General features: G+C 62.0%; 18 protein-coding genes, 1 tRNA gene, 1 other RNA gene and 1 other annotated feature. Of the genes, 11 read left to right on the plus strand and 9 right to left on the minus strand.

Features of this window, described 5'->3' with window-relative positions; translation table 11 throughout:
• Positions 1 to 6 precede the first annotated feature (6 nt).
• Genes KKP04_RS07635 through KKP04_RS07645 form a run of 3 tightly spaced genes read left to right on the plus strand, consistent with a single transcriptional unit; the run spans position 7 to position 2,679 of the window.
• Complete coding sequence (locus tag KKP04_RS07635) at positions 7 to 969, plus strand: ABC transporter permease (protein WP_215028742.1); 963 nt, start codon at positions 7 to 9, stop codon at positions 967 to 969.
• Complete coding sequence (locus KKP04_RS07640; RefSeq protein WP_215028745.1) at positions 959 to 1,924, plus strand: iron chelate uptake ABC transporter family permease subunit; 966 nt, start codon at positions 959 to 961, stop codon at positions 1,922 to 1,924. Before KKP04_RS07635 ends, KKP04_RS07640 begins: the two co-directional genes overlap by 11 nt.
• Positions 1,921 to 2,679 (plus strand): ABC transporter ATP-binding protein, encoded by a 759-nt coding sequence (locus tag KKP04_RS07645; RefSeq protein ID WP_215028748.1) that lies wholly within the window; start codon positions 1,921 to 1,923, stop codon positions 2,677 to 2,679. The genes KKP04_RS07640 and KKP04_RS07645 overlap by 4 nt, the downstream gene beginning before the upstream one ends.
• 108 nt (positions 2,680 to 2,787) lie before the next feature.
• On the opposite strand, the gene KKP04_RS07650 is transcribed toward KKP04_RS07645, so the two are convergent.
• The 6 genes from KKP04_RS07650 to mnmA all read right to left on the minus strand — a co-directional run bounded on the left by KKP04_RS07650 (position 2,788) and on the right by mnmA (position 7,924).
• Complete coding sequence (locus tag KKP04_RS07650; RefSeq protein ID WP_215028751.1) at positions 2,788 to 3,123, minus strand: TraR/DksA family transcriptional regulator; 336 nt, start codon at positions 3,121 to 3,123, stop codon at positions 2,788 to 2,790.
• A 2-nt stretch (positions 3,124 to 3,125) separates the two neighbouring features.
• On the minus strand, positions 3,126 to 3,980 hold the full coding sequence (locus tag KKP04_RS07655; protein ID WP_215028754.1) for a universal stress protein: 855 nt from the start codon (positions 3,978 to 3,980) through the stop codon (positions 3,126 to 3,128).
• Between the two features lie 11 nt (positions 3,981 to 3,991).
• The gene (locus KKP04_RS07660; protein WP_215028757.1) at positions 3,992 to 5,476 is read right to left on the minus strand and encodes a SulP family inorganic anion transporter; all 1,485 of its coding nucleotides are present in this window, start codon (positions 5,474 to 5,476) and stop codon (positions 3,992 to 3,994) included.
• 87 nt (positions 5,477 to 5,563) lie between these two features.
• Positions 5,564 to 5,617: a sequence feature (sul1 is cis-regulatory element that is thought to sense ions involved in sulfur or methionine metabolism; They are found in Alphaproteobacteria), on the minus strand.
• 314 nt (positions 5,618 to 5,931) lie between these two features.
• A tRNA-Met gene (locus KKP04_RS07665) sits at positions 5,932 to 6,008 on the minus strand.
• Between the two features lie 81 nt (positions 6,009 to 6,089).
• Positions 6,090 to 6,740: a class I SAM-dependent methyltransferase gene (locus KKP04_RS07670; RefSeq protein WP_215028759.1), complete on the minus strand. Its 651-nt coding sequence runs from the start codon at positions 6,738 to 6,740 to the stop codon at positions 6,090 to 6,092.
• The gene (gene mnmA, locus KKP04_RS07675) at positions 6,737 to 7,924 is read right to left on the minus strand and encodes a tRNA 2-thiouridine(34) synthase MnmA (RefSeq protein ID WP_256437977.1); all 1,188 of its coding nucleotides are present in this window, start codon (positions 7,922 to 7,924) and stop codon (positions 6,737 to 6,739) included. Before mnmA ends, KKP04_RS07670 begins: the two co-directional genes overlap by 4 nt.
• A gap of 290 nt (positions 7,925 to 8,214) precedes the next feature.
• Here mnmA and KKP04_RS07680 point away from each other — a divergent pair, with 290 nt between their 5' ends.
• Positions 8,215 to 11,721 carry a PAS domain-containing hybrid sensor histidine kinase/response regulator gene (locus KKP04_RS07680; RefSeq protein ID WP_215028762.1) on the plus strand — a complete coding sequence of 1,169 codons (3,507 nt, stop codon included), beginning with the start codon at positions 8,215 to 8,217 and terminating at the stop codon, positions 11,719 to 11,721.
• 152 nt (positions 11,722 to 11,873) lie between these two features.
• Here the strand turns inward: KKP04_RS07680 and KKP04_RS07685 are convergent, their stop codons facing one another.
• Positions 11,874 to 13,658 carry a radical SAM protein gene (locus tag KKP04_RS07685; RefSeq protein WP_215028771.1) on the minus strand — a complete coding sequence of 595 codons (1,785 nt, stop codon included), beginning with the start codon at positions 13,656 to 13,658 and terminating at the stop codon, positions 11,874 to 11,876.
• Between the two features lie 207 nt (positions 13,659 to 13,865).
• On the opposite strand from KKP04_RS07685, the gene rnpB reads away from it, so the two are divergent.
• The 4 genes from rnpB to KKP04_RS07705 all read left to right on the plus strand — a co-directional run bounded on the left by rnpB (position 13,866) and on the right by KKP04_RS07705 (position 16,155).
• Positions 13,866 to 14,354, plus strand: an RNA gene (gene rnpB, locus KKP04_RS07690) — RNase P RNA component class A.
• Positions 14,355 to 14,362: 8 nt separating this feature from the next.
• A complete protein-coding gene (locus KKP04_RS07695; protein WP_215028773.1) occupies positions 14,363 to 14,593 on the plus strand; it encodes a hypothetical protein in 231 nt (76 codons plus the stop codon).
• Between the two features lie 35 nt (positions 14,594 to 14,628).
• Positions 14,629 to 15,267 (plus strand): helix-turn-helix transcriptional regulator, encoded by a 639-nt coding sequence (locus KKP04_RS07700; protein ID WP_215028775.1) that lies wholly within the window; start codon positions 14,629 to 14,631, stop codon positions 15,265 to 15,267.
• A 162-nt stretch (positions 15,268 to 15,429) separates the two neighbouring features.
• Positions 15,430 to 16,155 carry a type 1 glutamine amidotransferase gene (locus tag KKP04_RS07705; protein ID WP_215028778.1) on the plus strand — a complete coding sequence of 242 codons (726 nt, stop codon included), beginning with the start codon at positions 15,430 to 15,432 and terminating at the stop codon, positions 16,153 to 16,155.
• 28 nt (positions 16,156 to 16,183) lie between these two features.
• Here KKP04_RS07705 and parC read toward each other — a convergent pair whose 3' ends face one another.
• A complete protein-coding gene (gene parC, locus KKP04_RS07710; protein ID WP_215028781.1) occupies positions 16,184 to 18,436 on the minus strand; it encodes a DNA topoisomerase IV subunit A in 2,253 nt (750 codons plus the stop codon).
• Between the two features lie 244 nt (positions 18,437 to 18,680).
• Between parC and KKP04_RS07715 the strand changes: the two genes are divergently transcribed.
• From KKP04_RS07715 to KKP04_RS07725, 3 genes are read left to right on the plus strand one after another with little or no spacing between them, the layout of a single operon-like run.
• Positions 18,681 to 21,035 (plus strand): ATP-dependent helicase, encoded by a 2,355-nt coding sequence (locus KKP04_RS07715; RefSeq protein WP_215028783.1) that lies wholly within the window; start codon positions 18,681 to 18,683, stop codon positions 21,033 to 21,035.
• A gap of 17 nt (positions 21,036 to 21,052) precedes the next feature.
• Complete coding sequence (locus tag KKP04_RS07720) at positions 21,053 to 22,633, plus strand: DUF262 domain-containing protein (protein WP_215028786.1); 1,581 nt, start codon at positions 21,053 to 21,055, stop codon at positions 22,631 to 22,633.
• Entirely contained in the window at positions 22,630 to 23,451 is an 822-nt protein-coding gene (locus KKP04_RS07725; RefSeq protein WP_215028789.1) for an enoyl-CoA hydratase, read from the plus strand. The genes KKP04_RS07720 and KKP04_RS07725 overlap by 4 nt, the downstream gene beginning before the upstream one ends.
• A 122-nt stretch (positions 23,452 to 23,573) precedes the next feature.
• Here KKP04_RS07725 and KKP04_RS07730 read toward each other — a convergent pair whose 3' ends face one another.
• Positions 23,574 to 25,727 carry a sodium-translocating pyrophosphatase gene (locus KKP04_RS07730; RefSeq protein ID WP_215028793.1) on the minus strand — a complete coding sequence of 718 codons (2,154 nt, stop codon included), beginning with the start codon at positions 25,725 to 25,727 and terminating at the stop codon, positions 23,574 to 23,576.
• Between the last annotated feature and the right edge of the window lie 262 nt (positions 25,728 to 25,989).

The following is a 25,989-nucleotide window of genomic DNA, read 5'->3' on the forward strand; positions in this document are numbered from 1 at the left end:
CGCGGGATGCGGGCTCTCCTTCTTGCCGTCCTCGTGATGCTGGTGCTGGCCTGCGTGAGCCTCCTCGTCGGGGTGACGCATATGCCCGTATGGGCCATGCTTTCGGGGTATGACGACGGACATGCCGCGCGCATTCTCGCGATCAGCCGCATTCCGCGCACACTGGCGCTTGTGCTCGCAGGCGCGTCCATGGCCATAGCGGGGTTGATCATGCAGATGATGATCCGCAACCGCTTCGCCGAGCCGACGACATCGGGAACGGTGGAGGCGGCGAGCCTCGGCCTGCTCGTCGTCACGATCATGGCGCCCGAACTGCCGGTGATGGGCAAAATGCTGGCGGCGGCCGCTTTCGCGCTCGCGGGAACGCTGCTCTTCGTTCAACTGCTGCGCCTCGTGCCGCTGCGTGACCCGCTGATGGTGCCGCTTCTCGGCATCATGCTGGGCGGCGTGATCCACGCGGTCGCAACCTTCATCGCCTACCGTTTCGATCTGCTGCAATCGCTGCTGGCCTGGACCATGGGCGATTTTTCGGGCGTGCTGCGCGGGCGATATGAATTGTTGTGGGTCGGCGGGCTGCTTGCCGCTGTCGCATGGATCGCTGCCGACCGGTTCACGGTGGCGGGGCTCGGGCGCGACTTCACCACCAATCTCGGCCTCAACTACAAGCGCGTTCTGGCGCTCGGCCTCGTGATCGTCTCGATGGTGACGTCGGCAGTTATCGTGACGGTCGGCATGATCCCGTTCCTCGGTCTCATCGTGCCGAACGTCGTGAGCCTCACCGTGGGGGACAACATGCGCCGCGCGGTGCCGTGGGTGGCCGTGCTGGGCGCGATCTTCGTCCTTTCCTGCGACATCCTCGGACGCATCATCCGCGCGCCCTACGAAATCCCGCTCGGCACCGTCGTCGGTGTCGTCGGCAGTGCAATGTTCCTTTGGCTCGTCCTGCGAAAGCGCTCGCATGCTGCCTGACCGGAACGCGCGGCCGCGCGCCGTCCTTTTGCTGCTCGCCGCGCTGGCGGTTGGTGCCGGCGTCGCGTTCATGACCCTGGGCGCAAAAGGCAACTGGGACTTCGTGCTGAAGTTTCGCGGCCTGAAGCTCGCGGGGCTGGTGCTCGTCGCATGGGCGATTGCACTATCCACGGTGCTGTTCCAGACCGTCACCAACAACCGCATCCTAACGCCCGCCCTCATGGGCTTCGACGCGCTCTACATCTTGATTCAGACGACCCTCGTGGCGCTGCTCGGGACGGCGGCCGTCGCCATGCTCGACCATAATTCCGTGTTCGCGCTCAACGTTGTCGCGATGGCGCTCTTTTCCGGGCTGCTGTTCCGCTGGCTTTTCGCGGGCGAGGAACGCAGCCTGCACCTGCTGGTTCTTGCCGGGATCATTTTCGGCGTCTTTTTCAAGAGCCTCTCTTCGCTCATGCAGCGGCTGCTCGACCCGAACGAGTTCATGGTTCTACAGGACAGTTTTTTTGCGAGTTTCAATCGCATCGATGCGACGCTGCTCGGTGTATCGGCGGCGATAATCGCCGCCGTCTCGGCCTTCGTCATCCCCATGCTGCCGCGCCTCGACGTGCTTGCGCTCGGTCGGCCGATGGCGATCAGCCTCGGGCTGAACTATCGGCGCGAGGTTTCGCTCGTCCTTGTCGCTGTGGCTCTTCTCGTCTCCGCATCCACGGCGCTCGTCGGTCCCGTCACCTTCTTCGGGCTGCTCGTTGCAAGCCTCGCGCATGCGATGGTCGGAAACGCGCGCCATGCGGTTCTCATTCCCGCCGCCGTGCTTCTGAGCGTGATTTTCCTCGTTGGCGGGCAGACGATTCTCGAACGCGTTTTCGGCTTCGACACGGCTCTGTCGGTGATCATCGAGTTCGTCGGAGGTATCGCGTTCATCATTCTCATCGTGAGAGGGGCCGTCAGATGATCCACGCAAACGAAGTCACGAAGCGCTACGGCGACGCGGTCGTGGTCGATTGCCTCAGCGTGACGATCCCGAAGGGCGGCATCACCTCGATCATCGGGCCGAACGGAGCGGGAAAATCCACCCTGCTTTCGATGCTCGCCCGTCTTCTCAAGATGGACGGCGGTAGCGTCACCGTCGGCGGCCTCGATGTGACCGCCACGGCGTCGGACGTGATCGCGCGGCGGCTGGCCATCCTCCGGCAGGATAATCACCTTTCCGCGCGGCTCACCGTCCGCGACCTCGTAACCTTCGGCCGTTTTCCCTATTCGAGAGGGCGCCCGACACTGGAAGACAAGGCACATGTGGAACGTGCGCTCGCCTATCTCGACCTCGGCGCATTGGCCGACCGCTATCTCGACGAGCTTTCGGGTGGCCAGCGGCAGCGCGCTTTCGTCGCCATGGTGCTGTGTCAGGACACGGATTATGTGCTTCTCGACGAGCCGCTCAACAACCTGGACATGAAGCATGCGCAGTCGATGATGAAAACGCTGCGGCGGGCGACGCGCGACTTCGGCAAGACGGTCGTTCTCGTGCTTCACGACATCAATTTCGCATCGTGGTACTCGGATTTCGTCGTCGCGATGAAGGGCGGTCGGCTTGCCGCCGCCGGCACCGTGGACGAGGTGATCCGCGAAGACATGCTGCGTGAGATCTACGGGATGGACATTCACGTCCATGAGGTGGCCGGACGTCGCATCGCCCTTTATTACGAGTGAGCCTCAGGAGTTCATTCGCGCGGTGCGGCACGACGCGTAGATGCGCTTGAAGGCACAGGTGAAGTTCGACCGGCGCCGCCAAAACGATTTTTCATTCAAGAGACGCCTTCATTTCCTTTTCGCGCACTCAAGGCATGTGGGGACAGCCGGAGAGTTAGCGAGGCGCGCGGGGGCTATCGGCTCCCCGCAACCGACACAATAGCCATATTCGCCCGCCTCTATCCGACGCAGCGCGGCCTCGATCATGGCGCGTTCGATCCGCCGCCGTTGCTGCGCGGCCACCGCCATGGCCTGCATCTGCATCGCATCCATGCGGGACAAGCGTCCAACGCTGGATTGATCCAGTTCGACAGGCGCGCGGTCTGCCCTCGCTTCTTCATCGGCCTTCGCCAGATCTTCCTGCATCGCCAGAAGCCGCTGACGAACGGCGTCGAGATCTGCCATGGCTAACGCACCAGCAGGACCGGGACATGCACGGTGCGGATCATCGTGGTGGTGGTGCTGCCCACGATGAGCGTCCTCAACGGCGAATGGCCGTACGCGCCCATGACAAGCATTCCGTCCGCTTGCCGCGCCACGTAATCGCCGATCACCTTTTCGGCAGGGCCGGGCACGACGGCGAGCACCGCTTCCGGCGTGCGGCCGGACAAGCGCGCGGCCGCTTTTTCAAGCCGCTTGCGCTGACTGGCATCATTGTCGCCGGCCGTGACGATGTGAACCGGGAGGCCGCCGAACAGCGGAGACGCGGCCACCAGGTCCACCGCCTTCGAGGCAGCGGCACTGCCGTCGAACGCCACGATGGCGCTGCGGGGCGCATGCACCCGGCTGGACGCGATCAGCACCGGCTTGACGCTTGCGCGGACAACCCGTTCGATCTGGGAACCGATATGAGCGGGCGCAAATTCGCTGGTCGCGCCGCGCTTGCCGATGATCACGAGATCCGCCTCGGCCTCGCGCTCGGCGATGGTTTCGACGATGCCGCCATGACGATGCACCTTGCGGACGTCGGTCAGCCCGGCTTCGGTCAACAGCCGCTCCGCTTCCTTCAGCAGGAGACGCCCGCGCTCGATGGCGAGTTTGCCTTCCGCTTCGTCGATCCGGGTCAATTCTTCGAGGAGTTCACCCTTCACGCCAAGGCCGATGGCCCCGCTGTGATCGTGACGCGCCGCCACGGCGTCCTTGCGCTGAACCACGTGAAGAATTTCAACGCCGGCGTCGAGCCGCTTGGCGGCCCATGCGGTCAGCGCGCAAACGCTGGTGGCGTATGAAGAGGCATCGATGCAGGCGAGTATGCGTTTCATGCTCTTGCTCCTCAGTGCGCTGCAACGTGTTCGAGACCGCCCGGCTTGTCGTGGATCGCGAAACGCTCGATCATGTCGGCGCTCTTTTCGTTAAGCCCCACGATTTCGACGGTCGCCCCTTCGCGGCGGAACTTCAGGACGGCCTTGTCGAGAATGTCGACGGCTGAGATGTCCCAGAAATGCGCGGCCGACACGTCGATGATAACGCGATCGAGCACTTCCTTGAAGTCGAAGCTTTCTGCGAAACGGTCGGTCGAGGCGAAGAAGACCTGACCCGCGACCTTATAGGTCCGGCAACGTCCGTCGTCCGAAAGCTCGGACGTGACCGAAACCATATTCATCACCTTGCTCGCGAAGAACACGCCGCTGAGGAGCACGCCCACCACCACGCCTTGCGCCAGATCGTGCGTCCAAACCACCACAACAACCGTGGCCACCATGACGACGGATGACTGCCACGGATGCGTCCTGAGGTTCTTGATGGAACTCCAGCTGAACGTGCCGATCGAAACCATGATCATCACCGCCACCAGGGACGCCATGGGAATCTGGCTGACGACAGGTCCAAGCACCACGATCAGGAAGAGCAGGAAACTGCCGGCCACGAACGTCGAAAGCCGCGTGCTGCCGCCCGACTTCACGTTGATGACCGACTGGCCGATCATCGCGCAGCCGCCCATGCCGCCGAAAAATCCGGTCACGGAATTGGCGATGCCCTGACCCTTGCATTCGCGCCGCTTGTCGCTCGGGGTGTCGGTGAGGTCGTCGACGATCTGGGCCGTCATCAGTGATTCCAGCAGGCCCACCACCGCCATCGTCAGCGCATAGGGGAAGATGATTTGCAGCGTCTCGAAGGTTAGCGGTACGTCGGGGATGAAGAAATAGGGAAGGGTCGAAGGCAATTGCCCCATGTCGCCGACCGTATTCACGTTCAGGCCGCCATAGATCGAAATGAGCGTCAGCGCGACGATCGCGACCAGGGGCGAAGGTACCGATCTGGTGAGGCGCGGAAAGAGGTAGATGATTGCGAGCCCGCCCGCGACCATCGCGTAGGTGACCCAGGTCACGTTCATGAGTTGCGGCAATTGCGCGACGAAAATCAGGATCGCCAGCGCGTTGACGAAGCCCGTTACCACTGAGCGCGAGACGTATTGCATCAACAGGTCGAGCCGCAGGAAGCCCGCCGCGATCTGAAAAATACCCATGAGAATCGTTGCGGCGAAAAGGTAGTTCACGCCATGATCGCGGACGAGTGGCACGACCAGAACGGCAACGGCTGCCGTGGCGGCCGAAATCATGCCGGGGCGCCCGCCGACAAACGCGGTGATCACCGCGATCGAAAACGAGGCATACAGGCCGACCTTGGGATCGACGCCTGCGATGATCGAAAACCCGATGGCTTCGGGAATAAGCGCCAGAGCCACGACGATACCCGCGAGGATGTCGGCGCGCGGGTTGGACAGCCACTCGCTGCGAAGCGAGGCGATAGAAAACATATGAGATTTGCACCTGAAGGATCGACAACCCCTGACGCAGCGCGCTCAAGCTTCTCGCCCGTCCGGGAGAAAGCTGGGGTTGCTCAAGGTTATCCGAGGGATAGGCGCCCGGCCGAGCCACCCGGCAACGCCGGGTCCGATTAATAGCTACTGAATAACCGGGATGACACTTCGCCGCAAGCGCGAACTGGCGGCGACATCCATCGTCGCGATGAGCTTGCACCGCCCGCAAGCAAGACCATAAAGCGGTAGTCCTTCAACCCTCTGACAGGACCATAATTCTATGATTCTGGCATTATTGAAATAATGGGTCCCATGGCTGACGCTCCCCAGACTTCGCATCGCGCGCTTCGCCGACATGATGGCGGCTCGGCAACCGAGACGCGGCTTCGCGCATCGTGCGACTTCTGCTTTGCCCATTCACAGCCGACGGATCGATAACCTCTTGAAATTGTTGGTAGCGGAGGAGGGACTCGAACCCCCGACACGCGGATTATGATTCCGCTGCTCTAACCGACTGAGCTACTCCGCCAAAATATGGGGCGCATCGCTGCACCGCATCGACCCTGTATAAGGACGCCCGCTCGCCCCGTCAATATTCCGAAGGCCCGCGCTAGCCGACTTTCTTCAGCCTGAGAAGGGTGAATATCCCGAAGGGGGCGGCATCGGTGGCGTCGACAAGCTTGAAGCCGGGTGCTTCGGTCACGTTCTCGATCGGAAAGATCGGATGCCAGCCGAGGCTGCGCGAATATTTCGCGAGCCACTTTTCCACCCCGGCTCGCGCGCCCTTCTCGCGGCTGAAGTGGTTGACCACGATGGCCGTTCCGCCGGGCTTCAACACCCGGTGAAGTTCCGCCATCACGGCCGCCGGTTCCGGCACCACGGTCATCACGTACATGACGGCAGCGGCGTCGAAGCTTTCGTCGGCGAAAGACAGGCGGCTCGCGTCCATCACAAGCAGCGTCTTGCGGCGAAGGCCGAGCCGGTTCACGCGCTGCGCCGCCTTCGACAGCATTTCCGGCGACAGGTCGATGCCGGTCACGTCGAGATCGGCGCGGTAGCGCGGCAGCGAAAGCCCGGTCCCCACACCGACTTCGAGAATGCGCCCGTGCTCTTCGTTCAGCTTGTCCACCGCAAGCCTGCGACCCGGCCCCGCGATCACGCCGAAACTGTAATCGTAGATGGGCGCCCACCAGCGATAGGCGTCGCGCACCGCATTGTCATCCAGCGACGGTTGATTGACCGTCTTCATTTCCGTGCTCACGCCGCAACCCTTTCGATAAATCCGCCGCCCAGCACACGTGCCGCGCCACCCGCGCGCTCATAGAAGACGCAGGCCTGACCCGCCGCGACGCCGAATTCGCCGCCCGACAAGTCGACCCGAACACTGCCGCTCTCCGCGAAAAGGCGCGCCTCGCGAGGAGGCTGCGTCGAACGCACCTTCACGAATACCGAACGCCCGCCGGCCAAGGCTTCATCGAGGGAGCCGCCGCCGATCCAGTTCACGTCGCGCAGGGAAAGACGCGTCGTCCGCAGCATCTCGCGCGGGCCCACGATCACACGTCTCGCCGATGGCTCGATCCGAATCACGAACAGCGGTTCTCCCGTTGCAATGCCGAGGCCCTTGCGTTGGCCCACAGTGAAATTGATGATGCCGGGGTGCCGGCCCAGCACACGCCCGTCCGCATGGACGATGTCGCCCGGCTCGCCGCTCTCCGGCCTGAGCTTCCGGATGATCGACGCGTAGTCGCCGGAGGGCACGAAGCAGATATCCTGACTATCGGGCTTCGATGCAACAGGCAAATGGAGGGCTGCGGCCATCTCTCGCGTTTCGGACTTCGTCATCCCGCCGAGCGGAAATCGAAGAAAGTCAAGCTGCGCCTGTGTGGTGGCGAAGAGGAAATAGCTCTGGTCGCGGTCCGAGTCGACCGCCTGATGCATCTCGATGCCGCAAGCTCCCGGCACGCTCCGCACGTAGTGGCCGGTCGCGAGCGCCGATGCGCCAAGCTCTCGCGCCGTGGCGAGGAGATCGCGGAACTTGACCGTCTGGTTGCAGCGAACACACGGAACCGGCGTTTCACCCGCGAGATAGCTGTCTGCGAATTCGTCGATCACGGACTGCCGGAAACGGTCCTCGTAGTCGAGCACGTAATGAGGAATGCCGAGCCTGTCCGCCACGCCGCGTGCGTCCACGATGTCTTGCCCCGCGCAGCATGCACCCTTGCGCGCCATCGCCTCGCCGTGGTCGTAAAGCTGGAGCGTGATGCCGACGGTATCATAGCCCGCGCGCCGGACGAGCGCGGCCGTCAGCGACGAGTCCACCCCGCCCGACATGGCCACGACGATGCGATGGCTCGACGGCAACCCCGTGAACCCGAACGCGGCGGGAGAAAGATCCGGGTCGCGTCCCGCGAGCGGCGCGGGCGCGTCGGCGATGGATGTCGGCATGGCGCAGTTTTTTCGGTTCTTGTGACGAAGGTTATATAGGGTACGGGGGACGCACCCCCAAATGCGGCAAGGGCGCCCCGGCGCGGGGAATGGCGCGACATATTTGCCGAAAGTTCGCCGCCATGCGCGCGCAACGCCGCCGCCGCGGGCTGTTGCGCAATATATGCTCGCCAAGCGCGGGAGGCGACGCACCGCTGTTGCTTAACCTTGGTCCGGCGTTCTACATTGACATTCCAGGTCCGCATGGCTGATACGCGTCAGCCATCATCCAGCTTCAGCACGAGAGAAAAATGATCGACGGCTGGGTCATCATCGGGTGCTCCTTCCTTTACATCGGAGCGCTCTTTGCCGTTGCCTGGTACGGGGACCGCTCGGGCAAGAAGAACCGCACGCTTTACGGGCGCCCGTATGTCTACGCGCTCGCGCTGGCCGTCTACTGCACGTCATGGACGTTTTTCGGCAGCGTCGGATCCGCCGCCGACAAAGGCTTCGACTTCATCGCGGTCTATCTCGGGCCGATCATCGCCTTCACACTTGCGATGCCGCTGTTGCGAAGGCTCATCCTTCTTTCGAAATCGCAGAACATCACCTCGATCGCCGACTTCATCGCCGCGCGCTACGGCAAGAACCCGGCCGTGGCCGCTGTCGTGACCATTGTCGCGGTGGTGGGAATGCTGCCCTACATCGCGCTGCAACTGAAGGCGATCTCGCAAGCCATCGCGGTGCTCCTCGCACATTCTCCTGCGACCGTCTCCGGACTGCCGTCGACACCGTCGCCCAACACCGATTTCGCGGTCGCGCTCGTGCTCGCCGCGTTCACGATCCTGTTCGGCGCGCGCGACAGCGACGCAACCGAACATCAGCGCGGCCTGATGCTTGCCGTGGCCGTGGAGTCGCTCGTCAAGCTCGCGGCCTTCCTCGCTGTCGGCCTGTTCGTCGTATACGGCATGTTCGACGGCATCGGCCCGCTCGTCACGAAGGCCATGGCCGATCCGCATATCGGTCAGATCTTCAGCACCGGGCTTCACGGCGGGACGCTGCTCACGGTGACCTGGCTCAGTTTCGTCTGCATCTTCCTGCTGCCGCGTCAATTCCATGTGACGGTGGTGGAGAACGTCTCCGAGGAAGAGCTGAAGCGCGCGTCCTGGCTCTTCCCGCTCTATCTCGTTGCGATCAACCTGTTTGTGGTCCCGGTCGCGATGGCGGGGACGCTGATCTTTCAGGGCCAGAACGTCCCGCACGATATGTACCTGCTTGCGCTCCCGTTGAGCGCCGGAAGCGAGTTCTTCACGTTCATCGCCTTTCTCGGCGGCCTGTCGGCGGCCACCGCGATGGTCGTGGTGGAGACGGTCGCGCTGTCGGTGATGGTCTGCAACGACCTCCTGATGCCGCTGATCCTCAAGCGCCGCGCGAATGTGGTGCAGAACCGTCGCGACATGAGCGGCGTCCTGCTCGACATCCGCCGGGTGGCGATGCTGGCGGTCATCCTGCTCGCCTATCTGCTTTACGATCACATCGGAAACGCCTCGCTTGCGGAAATCGGGCTGCTGTCCTTTGCCGCGATCGCGCAATTCGCACCGGCTTTCTTCATCGGGATGGTCTGGCGGAGGGCGACGGCGCGCGGCGCGGTAGCGGGCATCCTCACGGGCTTCGCCGTTTGGGCTTATACGCTGCTTCTCCCGAAGCTGATCGCTTCATCGCCGGAAGGCGCGGCCTTCCTCAAGGACGGCCCCTTCGGGATCGCGCTGCTTCGCCCCGAAATGCTGTTCTACATGAATTTCGACCAACTGACGCATGGCGTCGTCTGGAGTCTCACGGCCAACCTTTTCGCCTTCCTTTCGGTCTCGCTCCTGCGCCCGCTCGAACCCATTGAGCGCCTTCAGACAAACGTTTTCATCGAAGACCCGAACCCCCAGCCGACCAATGGCCCGGCGTTCAAGCCCTGGCGCACGACGGTTTCGTTCGAGGAACTCATCGGCACGGTGTCGCGCTATCTCGGCGAGGAGCGAACGCAGCGCGCCTTTGCGGACTACATGGAGACCAGGGGCATCGACAAGACGGGCCATCCGCAGGGCGACGTTCACGCGCTGCGCTTCACCGAAAACCTGCTCGCGAGCGCCATCGGCGCGCCATCCTCGCGGCTCGTCATGTCGTTGATGCTGAGACGTCTGAACGTCGGGCGCGAATCCGCGCTCCGGCTCCTCGACGAGGCGTCCGAGGCCGTTCAATACAACCGCGACCTGCTGCAAATGGCGCTCGATCACGTGCGTCAGGGCATCGCCGTGTTCGACAAGAACATGCAACTCATCTGCTGGAACCGGCAATTCCGCGAAATCCTGCAACTGCCGCAGCAGTTTGGCCGTGTCGGCGCGCCGCTGGACGAAATTCTGCGCTTCATGGCGCAACGCGTTCATCCGAACCCGACGGCGGCCGAGGAACTCGTGACAGACCGCATCGCGAAGTACCAGCTCACGATGGAGAGCTTCCACGAGCGTTCCATCGAAGGCCGCGTGTTGCAGGTGCGGACCAATGCCATGCCGCATGGCGGCATCGTGGTGACTTACACGGATATTACCGAGCGCGAGGCCGCCGCCGAGGCGCTGGCGCGGGCCAATGAGACGCTCGAACGGCGCGTCGAGGCGCGCACGCAGGAACTCGCCATCGCCAAGACCAAGGCCGACGAGGCGAACATCTCGAAAACGCGCTTTCTCGCGGCCGCGAGCCATGACGTGCTTCAGCCGTTGAACGCCGCCCGGCTTTACGCGGCGAGCCTGCTGGAACGGTCGCCGCCCGCCGAACTCGGCCGCCTCGCGCGGAACATCGACGCATCGCTTGACGGGGTGGAGGAAATCCTGAACGCGCTGCTCGACATCTCGCGGCTCGACTCGGGCGCGATGAAGCCCGAATTCACCGTTTTCCCGATCAAGGATCTGCTCGAACAGATCCGCATCGATTTCGAGCCGATCGCGAAGGCGCGCGGCATCTCGTTCAAGATCCTCGATTCGAGCGCGCTCATCCGCTCGGACCGGAAACTCCTGCGCCGCATCCTGCAAAACCTGATCTCGAACGCGCTGAAATATAATCGAGAAAAAGGCCGCGCCGTGCTCGGCTGCCGCAGGCTGGGGCGAAACCTCGTCATCGAGGTCCATGACAGCGGCCCTGGCATCCCGGAGCACCAGCGCGACCTCATCTTCAAGGAATTCCAGCGGCTCGATCACCAAATCCACGCGCCGGGCCTCGGCCTGGGCCTGTCCATCGTCGAGCGCATGTGCCGGGTTCTCGGACACGAACTTGCCTTGCGCTCCAAGCTGGAACATGGCTCGACGTTCACCGTCAACGTGCCGCTCGCTCGCTGGGTGGAGATGGAACAGCCGCGCGTATTCCCCGCGCGCCCGGTGTCCTATGGCGACCTGCGCGGTACGATCGTTCTGTGCATCGACAATGAGCGCAGCATCATCGACGGCATGAGCACGCTGCTTTCGGGCTGGCAATGCCAGGTCATCACGGCGGTCAACGCGGAAGACGCGATAAGCCAGCTTCAGAAAGCGATGATCGTGCCGAATATCGTCGTCTCGGACTACCACCTCGACCGGGGCGATGGCTGCACGGCGATCAAGAGGATCTGCGCCGCCTGCGAGACGGAATTGCCCGGCATCATCATCACGGCGGACGGCTCCTACGAGGTGCGGCGCATCGTGAGCGAAGCGAGCCATGCCTTTTTGCAGAAGCCCGTGAAACCGGCGGCGCTGCGCGCGCTGCTGACGTCGATGATCATGCAGCGCCATGCCGCCGAATAGGACGCGGGGATGACCCGCTGCTGAAGCTCTTTACGTAAATCGGCGCGCTTCCCGCCCATGCGTGCGCTTTGTCGAGAAAAGACCGCATCCAAACGTGAGCGGGAGTTTTTCCGACGAACGCGGGCAGAGCGGCCCGGCTGGCCGCCATGGCGCTATTCGGCGGCGGCGCGCGCCTTGATCGCTTCCCTTGCTGCATCTTCGCCGCGCCGCTTGGTGACGGCTTCAGCGCCGCCGCGCGTCGTCTGGAACATTTCGAGGCTGTCGAGTTCGTCCGCCACATCGGCCTGAAGCGCGACGTCGAAATAGGACTTGCGGTTCGGGTCGCGCATGATCTGCTGGCGCCAGCGATCCATGCGAGCAATCCAGTAGCCCATCAGCACATGCTTGCGAGCCGTTTCGAACAGGTAGCGCGGATAGAAGGACAGCCAGCTTTCGCGCGGCAGGCCGGGGCGGCGGTCGCGCCGGTATTTCAGTCGGAGATAGCCGCTTTCGAGCGGATGCACGCCCTCGTATCGGATCGAGATGAAAAACCAGTACATCATCATCATGACCTTGCCCGGCTTCATCCCGCAGGCGACGGCGCGGCGCATCACGGTTTTCATGTGCTCCGGCGTGTAGAACGCACGCCACGCGGCTCGATAGGTCTCTTCCCACTCCGCCTGCGTCATGCGCGGATGATGCGTCACGGCGTGATTGATGTCGTATTTGTTCATGTCCGGGTCCATCCAGACGCCATTCCGATGAAGCATCTGGTGGTCTTCCGAGCCGGGAAGCGGCGTCAGCATGAAGAATTCGAGCACGTCGACAGGCAGTTCGCGCTTGATGATCTCGATATCGCGCGCGACCGTCTCGGCGGTGTCGTTCGGAAAACCGATGATGTAGCCCGCATAGGTGACGACGCCGCGGTTTTTCCACGCCTGAAGCATCGCGCGGTAATCGGTGATCTTGTTCTGCCTCTTCTTCGCACCGAGCAGGCTGTCGGGATTGATGTTTTCGAGACCGATGAAGACGCGCGAAACGCCCGCCTTGCTGGCCTTCTCCACAAAGCCGGGGATCTGATGACAGAGCGTATCGACCTGAATGATGAGCTTGACCTTGATCTTCTCTTTCTCGCGGAGCGCGATGAGACGGTCGAAGAAGGTTTCCCAGTTGCGGTTGCGGGCGAAATTGTCGTCGGTGATGAAGAAGCGGTTGACCCCTTGCGCGTGGTTTTCGCGGATGATGGCTTCGAGGTCGTCGGGCGAGCGGAAGCGGCTCTTGCGGCCCTGCACGTTGATGATGGTGCAGAAGGAACATTGATAAGGGCAGCCGCGGCCAAGATCGAAACTCGACGTGACGCCAAGCGTGCGCCGCAAATGCTGGCGGGGCAGCATGGGGTGCGGCTGGTGCGTCATGTCGGGCAGGTCCGACATGAAATTGTAGAGCGGTTGCAGCGTGCCTTCATAGGCATCGCGAAGCACGATTTCGAAGCGCCCGTCTTCCGCCTCGCCCGCGAAAAGGCTGATACCGTGCTGTTGCGCCGCGCGGATGTCGGGCGGCAGGTCCGGCAGCATGGCGACGCATCCCGACACGTGAAACCCGCCGATGGCGACGGGGAGCCCTGCCCTGCGGAATGTCATCGCGAGATCGACCGCGCGCGGGAACTGGTTCGTCTGCACGCCGACGATAGCGACGAGCGCCTTCTCGCCGGGCTTGATCGACTTGATGATGGCCTTCGGATGCACGCGACGGTTCGTCTCGTCATAGGTCGAGATGGAAAGCTCCACATCGTCGCCGAGCACGGCGCGCGCCTTGCAGTCTTCGGCGATGCCGTTGAGGCAGGCGAGCGTATTCGACGGGATGGCGGAGCGCAGCCACTGGATGGGGTAGCCGTCATCGTCATAGTGCGTCGGCTTGATCAGGATCAGGTGAAAGCTTTCGCCAGATGTTCCGTCCATACCCGCCCCGTTTTTCATAACGACGTAATCGGAATGATTTGCCGTTCTAGAGATGCGGTGAATAGCATACAAGGTGCAATTAAGACTTGTTCACAGTATTTTACACAATCGTTGCGTGGTGCGTGGAGAGGACCAGTCCCCGGGGGAAAAGCGCCTGCCGTCGAAGGCCCTTGACGAGAAGGCACACACCCCCCAAAACGTAAGGTGCCAGTCGGCCGGATGGCCGCTGTTCGCGCGATCTTTGTGGGCCGCAAGGTCGTGAGCGCGCGGATGGAGGAAAGTCCGGGCTCCACGGAAACACGGCGCCGGATAACGTCCGGCGGGGGCAACCCCAGGGATAGTGCCACAGAAAGCAAACCGCTTTCCAGATCCTGACGCAGCGCATGCCGGGCCATCGGCCTCAAGCGGCGCGGAACGCGTCAGGCTCCTGAGAGAGTAAGGGTGAAAGGGTGCGGTAAGAGCGCACCGCGCGGCTGGCAACAGTCGCGGCACGGTAAACCCCGCCGGGAGCAAAACCGAATAGGGACGGCACGGCTCGCGGGCTTCGGCTCGCGGCGGAATGCGTTTCCGCATCGCCGTCCGGGTTGGTTGCTTGAGGCTCGCGGCAACGCGCGTCCCAGATGAATGGCCATCGCGGCGACAGGGGGGCAACCTCTTCCGCCGGCACAGAACCCGGCTTACAGGCCGACTGGCATTTCACTTTCATGTTTCTTGTGCCGGTTCCGTATTTCGCATACCGCGAACTGGCCGCAAAGTTCGGCGAAGCGACTTTCTCGAAGCTGCTTTTCAAGCGCCTGGCAATTGAACCGGATGAAGCGCTTGCCGCGCCGGGGAGCCGGAAACAGCGGGCTTTTCGCAACGATGCCCGTGTTGATTTGTCTCGCGCTGTTATTGCAACTTGTTTTTCTGAAAAAGTTCTACCTAAATTGGTTTGAAGCATCCTTTAGCACCAGCCACATTTTGGATCACGTTGATCGATATTCGCCTTGGTTCCCTTTTAGGGCTCGCTCTCGACCAGTTCCGCGCGGGTTTTGCCGTTTCGCTCGGCGACGGGGAACTCCTGTACGCAAACGTTGCTGTGCGGGCTATGGCCGAAGCAGGCTGGCCGATACGGATAGAGGACAAGCGCCTGCGGGCGGAGAATGCCGAGCGCACCGCGCTCCTGTTGAAAGCGATTTTCGAAACGGCGCAGGCGCCGTCTCTGACGAGCGGGAAGCCCGGCAACCGCGAACTCTCTCTCTCCGCGACGTCGCAGAACGGCAGCATTGCCATTGCAATGATCCGCCTCCTCGACACAACGCACGAGGGGCGCGCCATGGTGGCGATCCACATCGCCACCTCTCCTGCGCAAACCACTTGCGCCCTCCATGTCATGACGATCTGCTACGGGCTGACAAGGGCAGAGGCGCGGATACTCGAACATCTCGCCGCAGGCGCCTCAGTGGCGGAGGCTGCGGCGGCGCTGTCGCTCTCCGTGAACACCGTGAAGACCCACCTGCAAAACATTTTTGCAAAGACCGGCACTGCGCGACAGAGAGACTTGATGAAGGTCGTGGACGATCTCCGGTCGCCGCTCGCCGGTATCTGGCAGCCGCGCTTGTCGGTTTGAGGCGAGCTGGTGCTCATCAGGCGCATGCGTTTGCTTGAGAGTGTGTGGCCGGAATGAAAGACTTCAAGAACGGTTAGAATCCATTATCTCTGGTGTTCATTTCGGCATGTTCTTCGCGCGAGCCGGAAATCCGTTTCGCGCGCAGACGCTTCGGGGGTCACCATGCGCATTCTTGTTTTCCAGCATCTCGCGGTCGAACATCCCGGCGTCTTCCTCGATTTCTGGCTCGACGCGGGCCATGAGGTCCTGGCGGTCGAACTCGACGAAGGGGACGAGATCCCCGACCTCGAAGACTTCGACCTGCTCGTCGTCATGGGCGGCCCGATGGATGTCTGGCAGGACGACGAGTTACCCTGGCTCGCCGACGAGAAGCGCGCGATCAGGCGTTGGGTGGCGGAGCTTGGCCGCCCTTATCTCGGCATTTGCCTTGGGCATCAGCTTCTCGCGGCGGCGCTCGGCGGCGAGGTCGGGCCGATGAAGGCGCCCGAGGTCGGTTTCACGCCTGTCGATCTGACCGAGGCGGGCCTTGCCGATCCGATCTTTCGGGGCTTTCCGCCTCGCGTGGAAACCTTCCAGTGGCACGGCGCGGAAGTGAAGCGCCTGCCGGAAGGCAGCGTCGTGCTCGCGTCCAATGCGGCCTGCGCCACGCAGGCGATCCGCATCGGCCGCCACGCCTACGGCTTCCAGTATCATGTCGAGATCACGCCCGACACGGTGCCGGAATGGCGCGACATCCCCGAATATGCCGCGAGCCTCGAAAAGGCGCTCGGCAAGGAAGGCGCGGCGGCGCTGGAAGGCGAGACCGAGGCGCGGCTGCCCGCCTTCAACGATGCCGCACGTCGGCTTGACGACAACCTCATGGGCCTGATCGACCCCGCGAACGTGTAATCCGTCGCTTTGCTTCGCGCGTTGCCGATCAGGCGGCCTCGAACCCCGTCAGCCCGAAACGGCCGGACTTCGGCCAGCCTTTCGGCACGGGCGAGCCGGCAGCGGCTCGCGCGCCCTTGAACTCATCCAGTTCGGTCATGGTGCGAACGCGGCCCGACGTATCGCAGAGCCTGAGGCCCGTCGCCGGGTCGAAAACCTGCACATCGGCAAGCCCGCCATCCTTGTATTTCTGGAGGCGAACGCCGCGACCGCGCGTCATCTCGTTCAACTCGGCGATGGGGAACACGAGCAGGCGGCGGTTCTCGCCGACCACGGCAACCGCATCGCCCTCCGCCGGACGGCACAGCACGGCGCGCTCGCCGTCGCCGAGGTTCAGCACCTGCCTGCCCTTTCGCGTCTGCGCGACGACCTCATCTTCCGCCACGACGAAGCCGTTGCCCGCGCTCGACGCCACGACGAGCTTGCGGCCCGGCCTGTGCAGGAAGGCTTCGAGCAGGCCGTCCGCCTCGTCAAGATCGATCATGAGGCGCACTGGCTCGCCCTGCCCGCGCCCGCCCGGAAGTTCGCTCGCTTCGAGCGTGTAGAACTTGCCGTTGGTGGCGAACAGCACCACCTTATCCGTCGTCTGCGCCTTGATCGCGACCTTCAGCGCGTCGTCCGTCTTGAAGGTGAGCTTGGCGAGATCGCCGTCATGCCCCTTCAACGCGCGAATCCAGCCCTTTTCGGAAAGCACGACCGTCACCGGCTCCCTGTCGATCAACGCTTCCTCGGCCGAAAGGTCGATATCGGGAAGCGCGGCCGTGCCGGTCTTTCGCTTGCCGAGCGGCGTGGCCTTGCCGAATTGCTTCTTGATGCCCCTGATCTCGGCAGAAATCCTGTCCCACTGCATTTCGTCGGAACCCAGAAGCTCGACCAGCCCTTCGCGCTCCTTTGTCAGCGCGTCGTTCTCGGAGCGGATCTCGATTTCCTCAAGCTTGCGCAACGACCGCAGCCGCATGTTGAGGATCGCCTCGGCCTGCACGTCGGTCAACGCGAAGCGCGCGATCAACGCCGGTTTCGGCTCGTCCTCGTTGCGGATGATGCGGATCACCTCGTCGAGATTTAAATAGGCGATGAGCAGGCCGCCCAGCACTTCGAGCCGGTGATCGATCTGCTTCAGGCGATGCTCGGAGCGGCGGCGCAGCACGACGCGACGATGGTCGAGCCACTCCTGAAGCACCTGCGTCAGGCCCAGCACCTGCGGCACCAGCCCCTTCGACAGCACCGTCATATTCAGCGGGATGCGTGCCTCAAGCTCGGTGAGGCGGAAAAGCTGTTCCATGAGCAGCGCCGCGTCCACGTTGCGCGATTTCGGCTCGATGACGACGCGGATGTCCTCGGCGCTCTCGTCGTCGATGTCGCCGAGCAGCGGCAGCTTCTTCGCCTGAAGCAGGTCGGCCATCTTCTCGATGAGCCGCGACTTCTGCACGCCATAGGGAATTTCGGTGACGATGATCTGATAGCCGCCGCGCCCCGTGTCCTCGGTATGCCAGCGCGCGCGCAACCGGAACGATCCGCGCCCCGTGCGGTAGGCTTCGACAAGTCCCGCCGTGTCGTCCACGAGCACGCCTCCTGTCGGGAAATCCGGCCCCGGCAGGTAGGTGAGCAGCGTCTCGACGCTCGCCTTCGGGTGCTTGATGAGATAGAGCGCGGCGTCGCAGATTTCTTCCGCGTTGTGCGGCGGAATCGACGTGGCCATGCCGACCGCGATGCCCGACGAGCCGTTCGCGAGCAGGTTCGGGAAGGCGGCGGGCAGCACCACCGGCTCCTCTTCCTCGCCGTCGTAGGTTTCGCGGAAATCGACGGTGTCCTCGTCGATGCCGTCGAGCAGCGCCGCCGCGATGGCCGTCATGCGCGCTTCGGTGTAGCGCATCGCGGCCGCGTTATCGCCGTCGATATTGCCGAAATTGCCTTGGCCGTCGACCAGCGGATAGCGCTGCGAGAAGCTTTGGGCGAGGCGGACCAAGGCGTCGTAGACCGACTGATCGCCGTGCGGGTGATACTTACCGATCACGTCGCCGACGACGCGCGCGCATTTCTTGAAGCCGCCCGTGGGATCGAGCTTCAGCTGCCGCATCGCGAACAGCAGGCGGCGATGCACCGGCTTCAGCCCGTCGCGTACATCGGGCAGCGCGCGGTGCATGATCGTGGAGAGCGCATAGGCGAGGTAGCGCTCTTCGAGCGCGTCCTTCAGCCGGATCGGCTCGATGGGAGGGGGTGCGAGAATCGTTTCGTCGGCCATGCGTCAGAGGTAGCGGGTTCGCGGCGGCGGCTCAAGGGCGCTCACTGTCAACGGGCATTTGGATCGCTCATTGCGGTGTAGTCTGGCGAGGTTGTTTTGTTCAATTAAGCTTGTATCAAGCATTTACCGGCGCTTGCAATGACGGCGCAGATCGAAGGCACTCTCAGCACGTGGCCTTCTACCCGTTGGTGAAAACCGCCGCCGCTTCCGTGAAAACCCGACGCGTGCGTGCTATATCTTTCTCATGCCAACGAGTCGTCTCAACATAGCCGCGGCCATCGCCGCTTCCAACGCGCTAGCGCCCGCCCCCCCTTATCTCGAAGGTCTGAACGCCGAACAGCGCGAGGCCGTGGAGCGGCTGGATGGGCCGGTGCTGGTGCTCGCGGGCGCGGGCACGGGCAAGACGCGCGTGCTCACCACGCGCATGGCGCATCTGCTCTGGACGCATCGCGCGCGGCCGAACGAAATCCTCGCCGTCACCTTCACCAACAAGGCGGCGCGCGAGATGAAGGAGCGCGTCGGCAAGCTTGTCGGCGGCACGGTGGAGGGCATGCCATGGCTCGGCACGTTTCACTCCATCGGCATGCGCATCCTGCGCCGCCACGCCGAACTTGTCAGCCTTTCGCAAAATTTCACGATCCTCGACGTCGACGACCAGATCCGGCTCATCAAGCAGATCATCCAGGCCGAGCGGCTCGACGACAAGCGCTGGCCCGCGCGGCAGCTTGCGGGGCTCATCGACGGCTGGAAGAACAAGGGGCTCGTGCCTGAAAAGGTGCCCGCGGGCGACGCGTTTTCGTTCGCGAACGGGCGCGGCATCGAGCTTTATGCGGCGTATCAGAAGCGGCTCAAGGATCTGAACGCCGTCGATTTCGGCGATTTGCTGCTCGAAAACATCCGGCTGTTTCAGGAAAACACGGATATTCTCAAGCAATACCACCGCTGGTTCACCTACATCATGGTGGACGAGTATCAGGATACCAACGTCGCGCAATATCTCTGGCTTCGCCTTCTGGCGCAGGGCAGCCGCAACATCTGCTGCGTGGGCGACGACGACCAGTCGATTTACGGTTGGCGCGGCGCGGAGGTGGACAACATCCTGCGCTTTGAACAGGACTTTCCCGGCGCGCACGTCATCCGCCTCGAACAGAATTATCGCTCCACTCCGCACATCCTCGGCGCAGCCTCGAAGCTCATCGCGAACAATGCGGGGCGCCTCGGCAAGACGCTGCGCACCGGTATCGAGGGCGCGGACATGGGCGAAAAGCTCGCCGTGCGCGGCATATGGGACGACGACGAGGAAGCGCGGCTCGCCGCCGAGGACATCGACCGCTTTCGCCGCGATGGCGTCGCGCTGAACGACATCGCGATCCTCGTTCGCGCGAGTTTCCAGATGCGCGCCTTCGAAGACCGCTTCGTGACCATGGGCATGCCCTACCGCGTCATCGGCGGCCCGCGCTTCTACGAGCGGCAGGAAATCAAGGACGCCATCGCCTATCTCGAAGTGCTGCAAAACCCGGCGGCGGACCTCCGCTTCGAGCGCATCGTCAACGTGCCGAAGCGCGGGCTCGGCGAAGCGGCGGTGCAGACGATCTTCGGCCATGCGCGGAGCCAGGGACTGAGCCTGTTCCACGCCGCGCGGCAGATTACCGAGACCGAAGAACTGAAGCCGGCCCCGCGCCGGTCGCTTCGTGCGCTCACCGACAGTTTCGAGCGCTGGCGTGGTCTCATGGGCGCGATGCCGCACACCGAGCTTGCCGAAGTCATCCTCGACGAGTCCGGCTACACCGAGATGTGGCAGAAGGACAAGTCCCCGCAGGCGCAGACGCGGCTCGAAAACCTGAAAGAACTCATCCGCTTCATGGATCAGTTCGACAGCCTGGCTGCTTTTCTGGAGCACGTTTCGCTCGTGATGGACGCGGACCAGGCGGCGGACGGCGACCGCGTCAGCCTCATGACGCTGCACGGCGCGAAGGGCCTCGAATTCGGCGTGGTGTTCCTGCCCGGCTGGGAAGAGGGGCTGTTCCCGCATCAGCGTGCGCTCGACGAGAACGGGCAGGAGGGGCTGGAGGAGGAGCGCCGCCTCGCCTATGTCGGCATCACGCGCGCAAAGCGGCGGCTCACCATCAGCTTCGCGCAGAACCGGCGCGTGCATGGCTCGTGGCAAACGGCGCTGCCGTCGCGCTTTCTCGACGAACTCGCGGTCGAGCATGCCGAACTCAAGATTGAGAGCGGCGGCTACGGCTACGGGCGGTTCGGCGCGGCCCATGGCGGCTATGGCGCGAGCCGGTTTGACGAACCGGAGGTTTCGCCGTTCGATTACGAGGAGCGCGGCACGCCCGGCTGGAAGCGCGCGCAGACGAACTGGCGAAGCGAGGGCGCGGCGAAGAACCGGCAGCGGCCCGTCCCGCGCGAAATCGAGGGCGAGCTTGTGGCGAAGAGCGTCGCCGAGGTTTGCGCGTTTTCGGTCGGCCAGCGCATCTTCCACCAGAAGTTCGGTTATGGCCGCGTGGCGGAGATCGAGGGCAACAAGCTCACCGTCGATTTCGAGAAAGCCGGACAGAAGAAGGTTGTCGCGAGTTTCGTGGAGGCGGTTTGATTGATTGGAGCTAAACTATGTCAGAGCCTTTACCTATCAGAAAACTAATTGAACGGGTGCAGTCCGGCACAATTCGTGTCCCCAAATTCCAACGTGGATTTGTTTGGGGCCCTGATCGGGTTGCATTTCTCATGGATAGCATTTACCGCGGCTACCCAATCGGGAGTCTGCTATTGTGGAGAAGTCACGAGAAACTTACTAGTGAACGAGACTTGGGTCCTTTCACATTACCAGTGCCGGAAAAGGACTGGCCTGTAGATTATGTACTTGATGGACAACAACGCCTGACGTCGCTTTTTGGGGTTTTTCAGACGGCAATAAAGCCAAACTCAGAAACAAATGATTTTAATATTTGCTTTAATATGGCAGCCGACAAGAACTCTCCAGACGATCTATTCGTTTGCAACAATGGAAATTATGACATTAGGTCGCTTTTTTCCCTTAGACTTCTGTTTGATACGCCGGAGTATGCGAAAGCGACACGAAATTTAGATGACGAATCATTGTGCAGGATTGCTGAGCTTCAAAGGCGTTTCCAAGAAGCGTCGATTCCCGCAACGTTAATTGAGTTTAAAGATAGAGAACAGATCGCAATGATCTTTGAACGCATAAATCGCGCTGGCGTGCCACTTGATACATTTCAATTGCTGACCGCCTGGACATGGAGCAACGAATTTTATCTAACAGAAAAAATAAGAAATCTTGGATATGAGGTTGACCCATATGGATATGCGGCAATAGGCGAACAACAAGATTTGCTTATGAAATGTTGTTCAGCTGTCGTGACCGGAGATGCTAGCGCTCGCTCTGTTCTTAATCTTAAAGGGCCTACAGTTAGACAAGAGTTCGAAAAAATCAAACGGGGCATTTTGGGAGCAATAGAATTTCTAAGAAATCAGCTTTGCGTCCATTCACTGGAGGTGATGCCTTATCCTGCTATGTTGGTCCCTCTAACGCGTTTTTTTGCTACGGACGGCTCGTCAGGTTTTTCTCCGACTTCGGCTCAAACCGCGCAATTGAAGCGATGGTTTTGGAAGAGCTGTTTCTCAAGACGCTATTCTAGCGGAGTTGGAAAGGCCCATTCTCATGATATTTCGGCGATGGATACTCTAAGAAGGAACGGGAACGCGGAGGTTTGGAAAATAAACGCATCCGTGACCCCAAACTTCTTTTTCGAGAACAATTTTATCGTGACTTCCGTAAATACAAAAATATTCATTTTGTTGCTAGTTAATCAGAAGCCGAAAAGCTTCATATCCGGGTGCAATATTAATCTTGATGACGTGTTATTAAGATGTAATAGAAATGAATTTCATCATATTTTTCCAAAAGGTTACCTGAAAAAATTCGGAGATCAAGATAATGTTAACTTATTAGTGAACTTCTGTTTTTTATCTGCTGCTGATAATCAAAAAATTAAGGACAAGTCTCCGTCAGAATATGTTTCTATGGTTTCCTCCGATCATAGAGATGGAATATTCAAACAGAGTTGCCTTCCTGTTGGCTGGCACAGTCTAACATATAGTGAATTTAGAAAAGAGCGATCAATCCTGCTTGCTGAGAGAGCAAAACAATTGATGGGGGACAGCAGTATATGACCACGACAACACAGACACCCGACACGCCCGAGCCGCTGCTGCTCACCGAGCGCCGGGGCAAGATCTCGATCCTCACCATGAACCGCGCGCGGGCGCGCAACAGCCTGTCGCTCGGCCTCATCGCGGCGCTGCATGACGCCATCGCGGCGGACGGCGGCAATCGCGAGGTGGCGGCAATCGTGCTCGCGGGTGCGCCGCCAGCGTTCTCAGCCGGGCACGACCTGAAGGAACTCACCGCCCATCGCACCGACGCAGACCGGGGCCGCGCGTTTTTCGATCAGACGATGCGGGCGTGCGCGGCGTTGATGCAGGCCGTCGTCGCCTGCCCGAAGCCGGTCATCGCGGCGGTTGGCGGCATCGCGACCGCCGCAGGCTGCCAGCTCGTTGCGAGTTGCGATCTGACGGTGGCGGGCGATCGTGCGCAATTCGCGACGCCCGGCGTCAACATCGGCCTGTTCTGCTCCACGCCGATGGTTGCGCTCTCGCGCAACGTGTCGCGCAAGGCGGCGATGGAGATGCTGCTTCTCGGCGACATGGTCGACGCGACGCGGGCGCGCGAACTCGGCCTCGTCAACTGGGTGGTGCCCGACGCGGAGGTCCTTCCGGCGGCCCTCGAGGTTGCCGGAAGGATCGCCGCGAAATCGCCGCTGACGGTCGCCATCGGCAAGAAGGCGTTCTATGCGCAAGGCGAGATGCCGCTTGCCGCCGCCTATGACTACACGGCGCAGGTGATGGTGGAAAACATGCTTGCCCGCGACGCGGAAGAGGGCATCGGCGCGTTCATCGAAAAGCGCACGCCGGAATGGATGGGCACGTGAGCGCGCCAACGACGGCGTAATCGCGAGCCGCTTAAGAACAAAATGGCCGGGTTTCCCCGGCCATCTCGTCATTTTCTCGTGTCACGGCCTGGCCCTGTCAGGCGAAGCCGCGTTGCGCAGCCCTATTGATGTGCGAGCACCGCGAGGATCAGAAGCGCCACGATATTGGTGATCTTGATCATCGGGTTGACGGCCGGACCGGCGGTATCCTTGTACGGGTCGCCCACCGTGTCGCCGGTCACAGACGCCTTGTGAGCGTCCGAGCCCTTCATGTGGCGGACGCCGTCCTTGTCGACGAAGCCGTCTTCGAAGGACTTCTTGGCGTTATCCCACGCGCCGCCGCCCGAAGTCATCGAGATGGCAACGAACAGACCCGTGATGATCACGCCGAGGAGCATCGCACCGAGCGCGGAGAAGGCTGCCGATTTGCCCGCGATGGCATTGATGATCAGGAAGACCGCGACTGGCGACAACACCGGCAGAAGCGACGGGATGACCATTTCCTTGATGGCGGCCTTGGTCAGCATGTCCACCGCACGACCGTAGTCGGGCTTTTCGGTGCCCTTCATGATGCCCGGCTTCTCGCGGAACTGACGGCGCACTTCCTCGACGATCGAGCTTGCCGCGCGCCCGACGGCCGTCATGCCCATCGCCGCGAAGAGATACGGCAACAGGCCACCGAACAGCAGCCCGACCACGACGTATGGGTTCGACAGCGAGAAGTCGATGGTCACGTTCTTGAAGTACTGGAACTGATCCGGACTCGTCGCCGCCCGTTCGATGAAGTAACGCAGGTCTTCCGTATAAGCCGCGAACAGGACGAGCGCGCCGAGCCCCGCGGAGCCGATGGCATAGCCCTTCGTGACGGCCTTTGTCGTGTTGCCGACCGCGTCGAGCGCGTCGGTGGTCTTGCGCACGCTCGACGGCAGATCCGCCATCTCTGCGATGCCGCCCGCATTGTCCGTCACCGGGCCGAATGCGTCGAGAGCAACGACCATGCCCGCCAGCGCCAGCATCGTCGTGACGGCGATGGCGATGCCGTAGAGGCCCGCGAGGTTATAGGTGGACAGGATGCCTGCGATAATGACGATTGCCGGAAGCGCCGTCGACTCAAGCGAGACGGCGAGGCCCTGAATGACGTTCGTACCATGGCCGGTCACAGACGACTGCGCAATCGACCTCACGGGGCGATAGCCCGTGCCCGTGTAGTACTCGGTGATCACCACAATGGCTGTTGTCACGGCGAGACCGACCACGCCGCACCAGAACAGGTCCATGCCTGTGAACGTCGTCTCGTTCGCTTTCAGCGTCGTGTCCAGGCCGACGAGATAGTCGGTAAGCGGATAGAGGGCGATGAGGGAGAGTACGCCGGTGGCGATAAACCCCTTGTAGAGCGCGCCCATGATCGAGTTGTTCGAACCGAGACGGACGAAGAACGTGCCGATGATGGAGGTGACGACGCAGGCCGCGCCGATGGCGAGCGGGAAGACCATCATCCGCGACAGAAGGTCCGGATCGTAGGCGAAGTAGATGGAGGAAAGCACCATCGTCGCAACGACGGTCACGGCATAGGTCTCGAAAAGATCCGCCGCCATGCCGGCGCAGTCGCCGACGTTGTCGCCCACGTTGTCGGCGATGGTCGCCGGGTTGCGCGGGTCGTCCTCGGGGATACCGGCTTCAACCTTGCCGACGAGGTCGCCGCCGACGTCGGCGCCTTTCGTGAAGATGCCGCCGCCGAGACGCGCGAAGATCGAGATCAGCGATGCGCCGAAACCGAGAGCCACGAGCGCGTCGATCACACGGCGATCATTCGGCGCGTAGCCGAGATACTGCGTGAGCACGCCGTAATAGATGGTGACGCCAAGCAGCGCGAGCCCGGCCACGAGAAGCCCGGTCACGGCACCCGCCTTGAAGGCCATGGAAAGGCCCTGTGCGAGACTTTCGGAAGAAGCCTGCGTTGTCCGCACATTGGCGCGAACCGACACGAGCATGCCGATGAAGCCGGCAGCGCCCGAGAGGATCGCGCCGATCAGAAAGCCGACGCCGACCGTCAACGAAAGAAGATAGGCGAGGATGACGAAGATGACCGCGCCGACGATCGCGATCGTCGTGTATTGTCGCGTCAAATAGGCGGACGCGCCTTCCTGAATGGCGGCGGCGATTTCCTGCATGCGCGCGTTGCCGGGACTGGCCGCCAGCAGCGAGCGCGTGGTCAGCGCGCCATACAGGATGGAGAGCGCGCCCCCAGCAATAATGATCCAAAGTACTTGGTTCATGGATGAGATCCTGGAACGAGAGGGTTGGGCGAAAGAAGCCCACGGCCGGACGAGTGGGAATATCGTTTAGCTTCCGGCGCAGCGCCGCGACCTTAGAAAACTTGGCCGCACAAGGCAACACGCGAGTGTCAACACATTTTCCGGAACGGCATGGCTGGTATCATTGTGAAATCGCGGAAGCGTCGAGCAGGATTTTCCCGTTGGCGCGGTTGTCGAGACAAGTTGTCCGGGATGGCTTATAGCCGCAGTTGCTTGCGGTCGC

Source organism: Rhodomicrobium sp. Az07 (assembly GCF_018619475.1).
Classification (GTDB): Bacteria; Pseudomonadota; Alphaproteobacteria; order Rhizobiales; family Rhodomicrobiaceae; genus Rhodomicrobium.

Excerpts from the sequence above, each read along its gene's own strand:
- KKP04_RS07640 (WP_215028745.1), top strand. The coding sequence starts at position 959 with ATGCTGCCTGACCGGAACGCGCGGCCGCGCGCCGTCCTTTTGCTGCTC.
- KKP04_RS07695 (WP_215028773.1), top strand. The coding sequence starts at position 14,363 with ATGTTTCTTGTGCCGGTTCCGTATTTCGCATACCGCGAACTGGCCGCA.
- KKP04_RS07655 (WP_215028754.1), bottom strand. The coding sequence starts at position 3,980 with ATGAAACGCATACTCGCCTGCATCGATGCCTCTTCATACGCCACCAGC.
- KKP04_RS07725 (WP_215028789.1), top strand. The coding sequence starts at position 22,630 with ATGACCACGACAACACAGACACCCGACACGCCCGAGCCGCTGCTGCTC.
- KKP04_RS07660 (WP_215028757.1), bottom strand. The coding sequence starts at position 5,476 with ATGTTTTCTATCGCCTCGCTTCGCAGCGAGTGGCTGTCCAACCCGCGC.
- KKP04_RS07680 (WP_215028762.1), top strand. The coding sequence starts at position 8,215 with ATGATCGACGGCTGGGTCATCATCGGGTGCTCCTTCCTTTACATCGGA.
- KKP04_RS07650 (WP_215028751.1), bottom strand. The coding sequence starts at position 3,123 with ATGGCAGATCTCGACGCCGTTCGTCAGCGGCTTCTGGCGATGCAGGAA.
- KKP04_RS07715 (WP_215028783.1), top strand. The coding sequence starts at position 18,681 with ATGCCAACGAGTCGTCTCAACATAGCCGCGGCCATCGCCGCTTCCAAC.
- KKP04_RS07705 (WP_215028778.1), top strand. The coding sequence starts at position 15,430 with ATGCGCATTCTTGTTTTCCAGCATCTCGCGGTCGAACATCCCGGCGTC.
- mnmA (WP_256437977.1), bottom strand. The coding sequence starts at position 7,924 with ATGCCGACATCCATCGCCGACGCGCCCGCGCCGCTCGCGGGACGCGAC.
- parC (WP_215028781.1), bottom strand. The coding sequence starts at position 18,436 with ATGGCCGACGAAACGATTCTCGCACCCCCTCCCATCGAGCCGATCCGG.
- KKP04_RS07730 (WP_215028793.1), bottom strand. The coding sequence starts at position 25,727 with ATGAACCAAGTACTTTGGATCATTATTGCTGGGGGCGCGCTCTCCATC.
- KKP04_RS07635 (WP_215028742.1), top strand. The coding sequence starts at position 7 with ATGCGGGCTCTCCTTCTTGCCGTCCTCGTGATGCTGGTGCTGGCCTGC.
- KKP04_RS07685 (WP_215028771.1), bottom strand. The coding sequence starts at position 13,658 with ATGGACGGAACATCTGGCGAAAGCTTTCACCTGATCCTGATCAAGCCG.
- KKP04_RS07720 (WP_215028786.1), top strand. The coding sequence starts at position 21,053 with ATGTCAGAGCCTTTACCTATCAGAAAACTAATTGAACGGGTGCAGTCC.
- KKP04_RS07645 (WP_215028748.1), top strand. The coding sequence starts at position 1,921 with ATGATCCACGCAAACGAAGTCACGAAGCGCTACGGCGACGCGGTCGTG.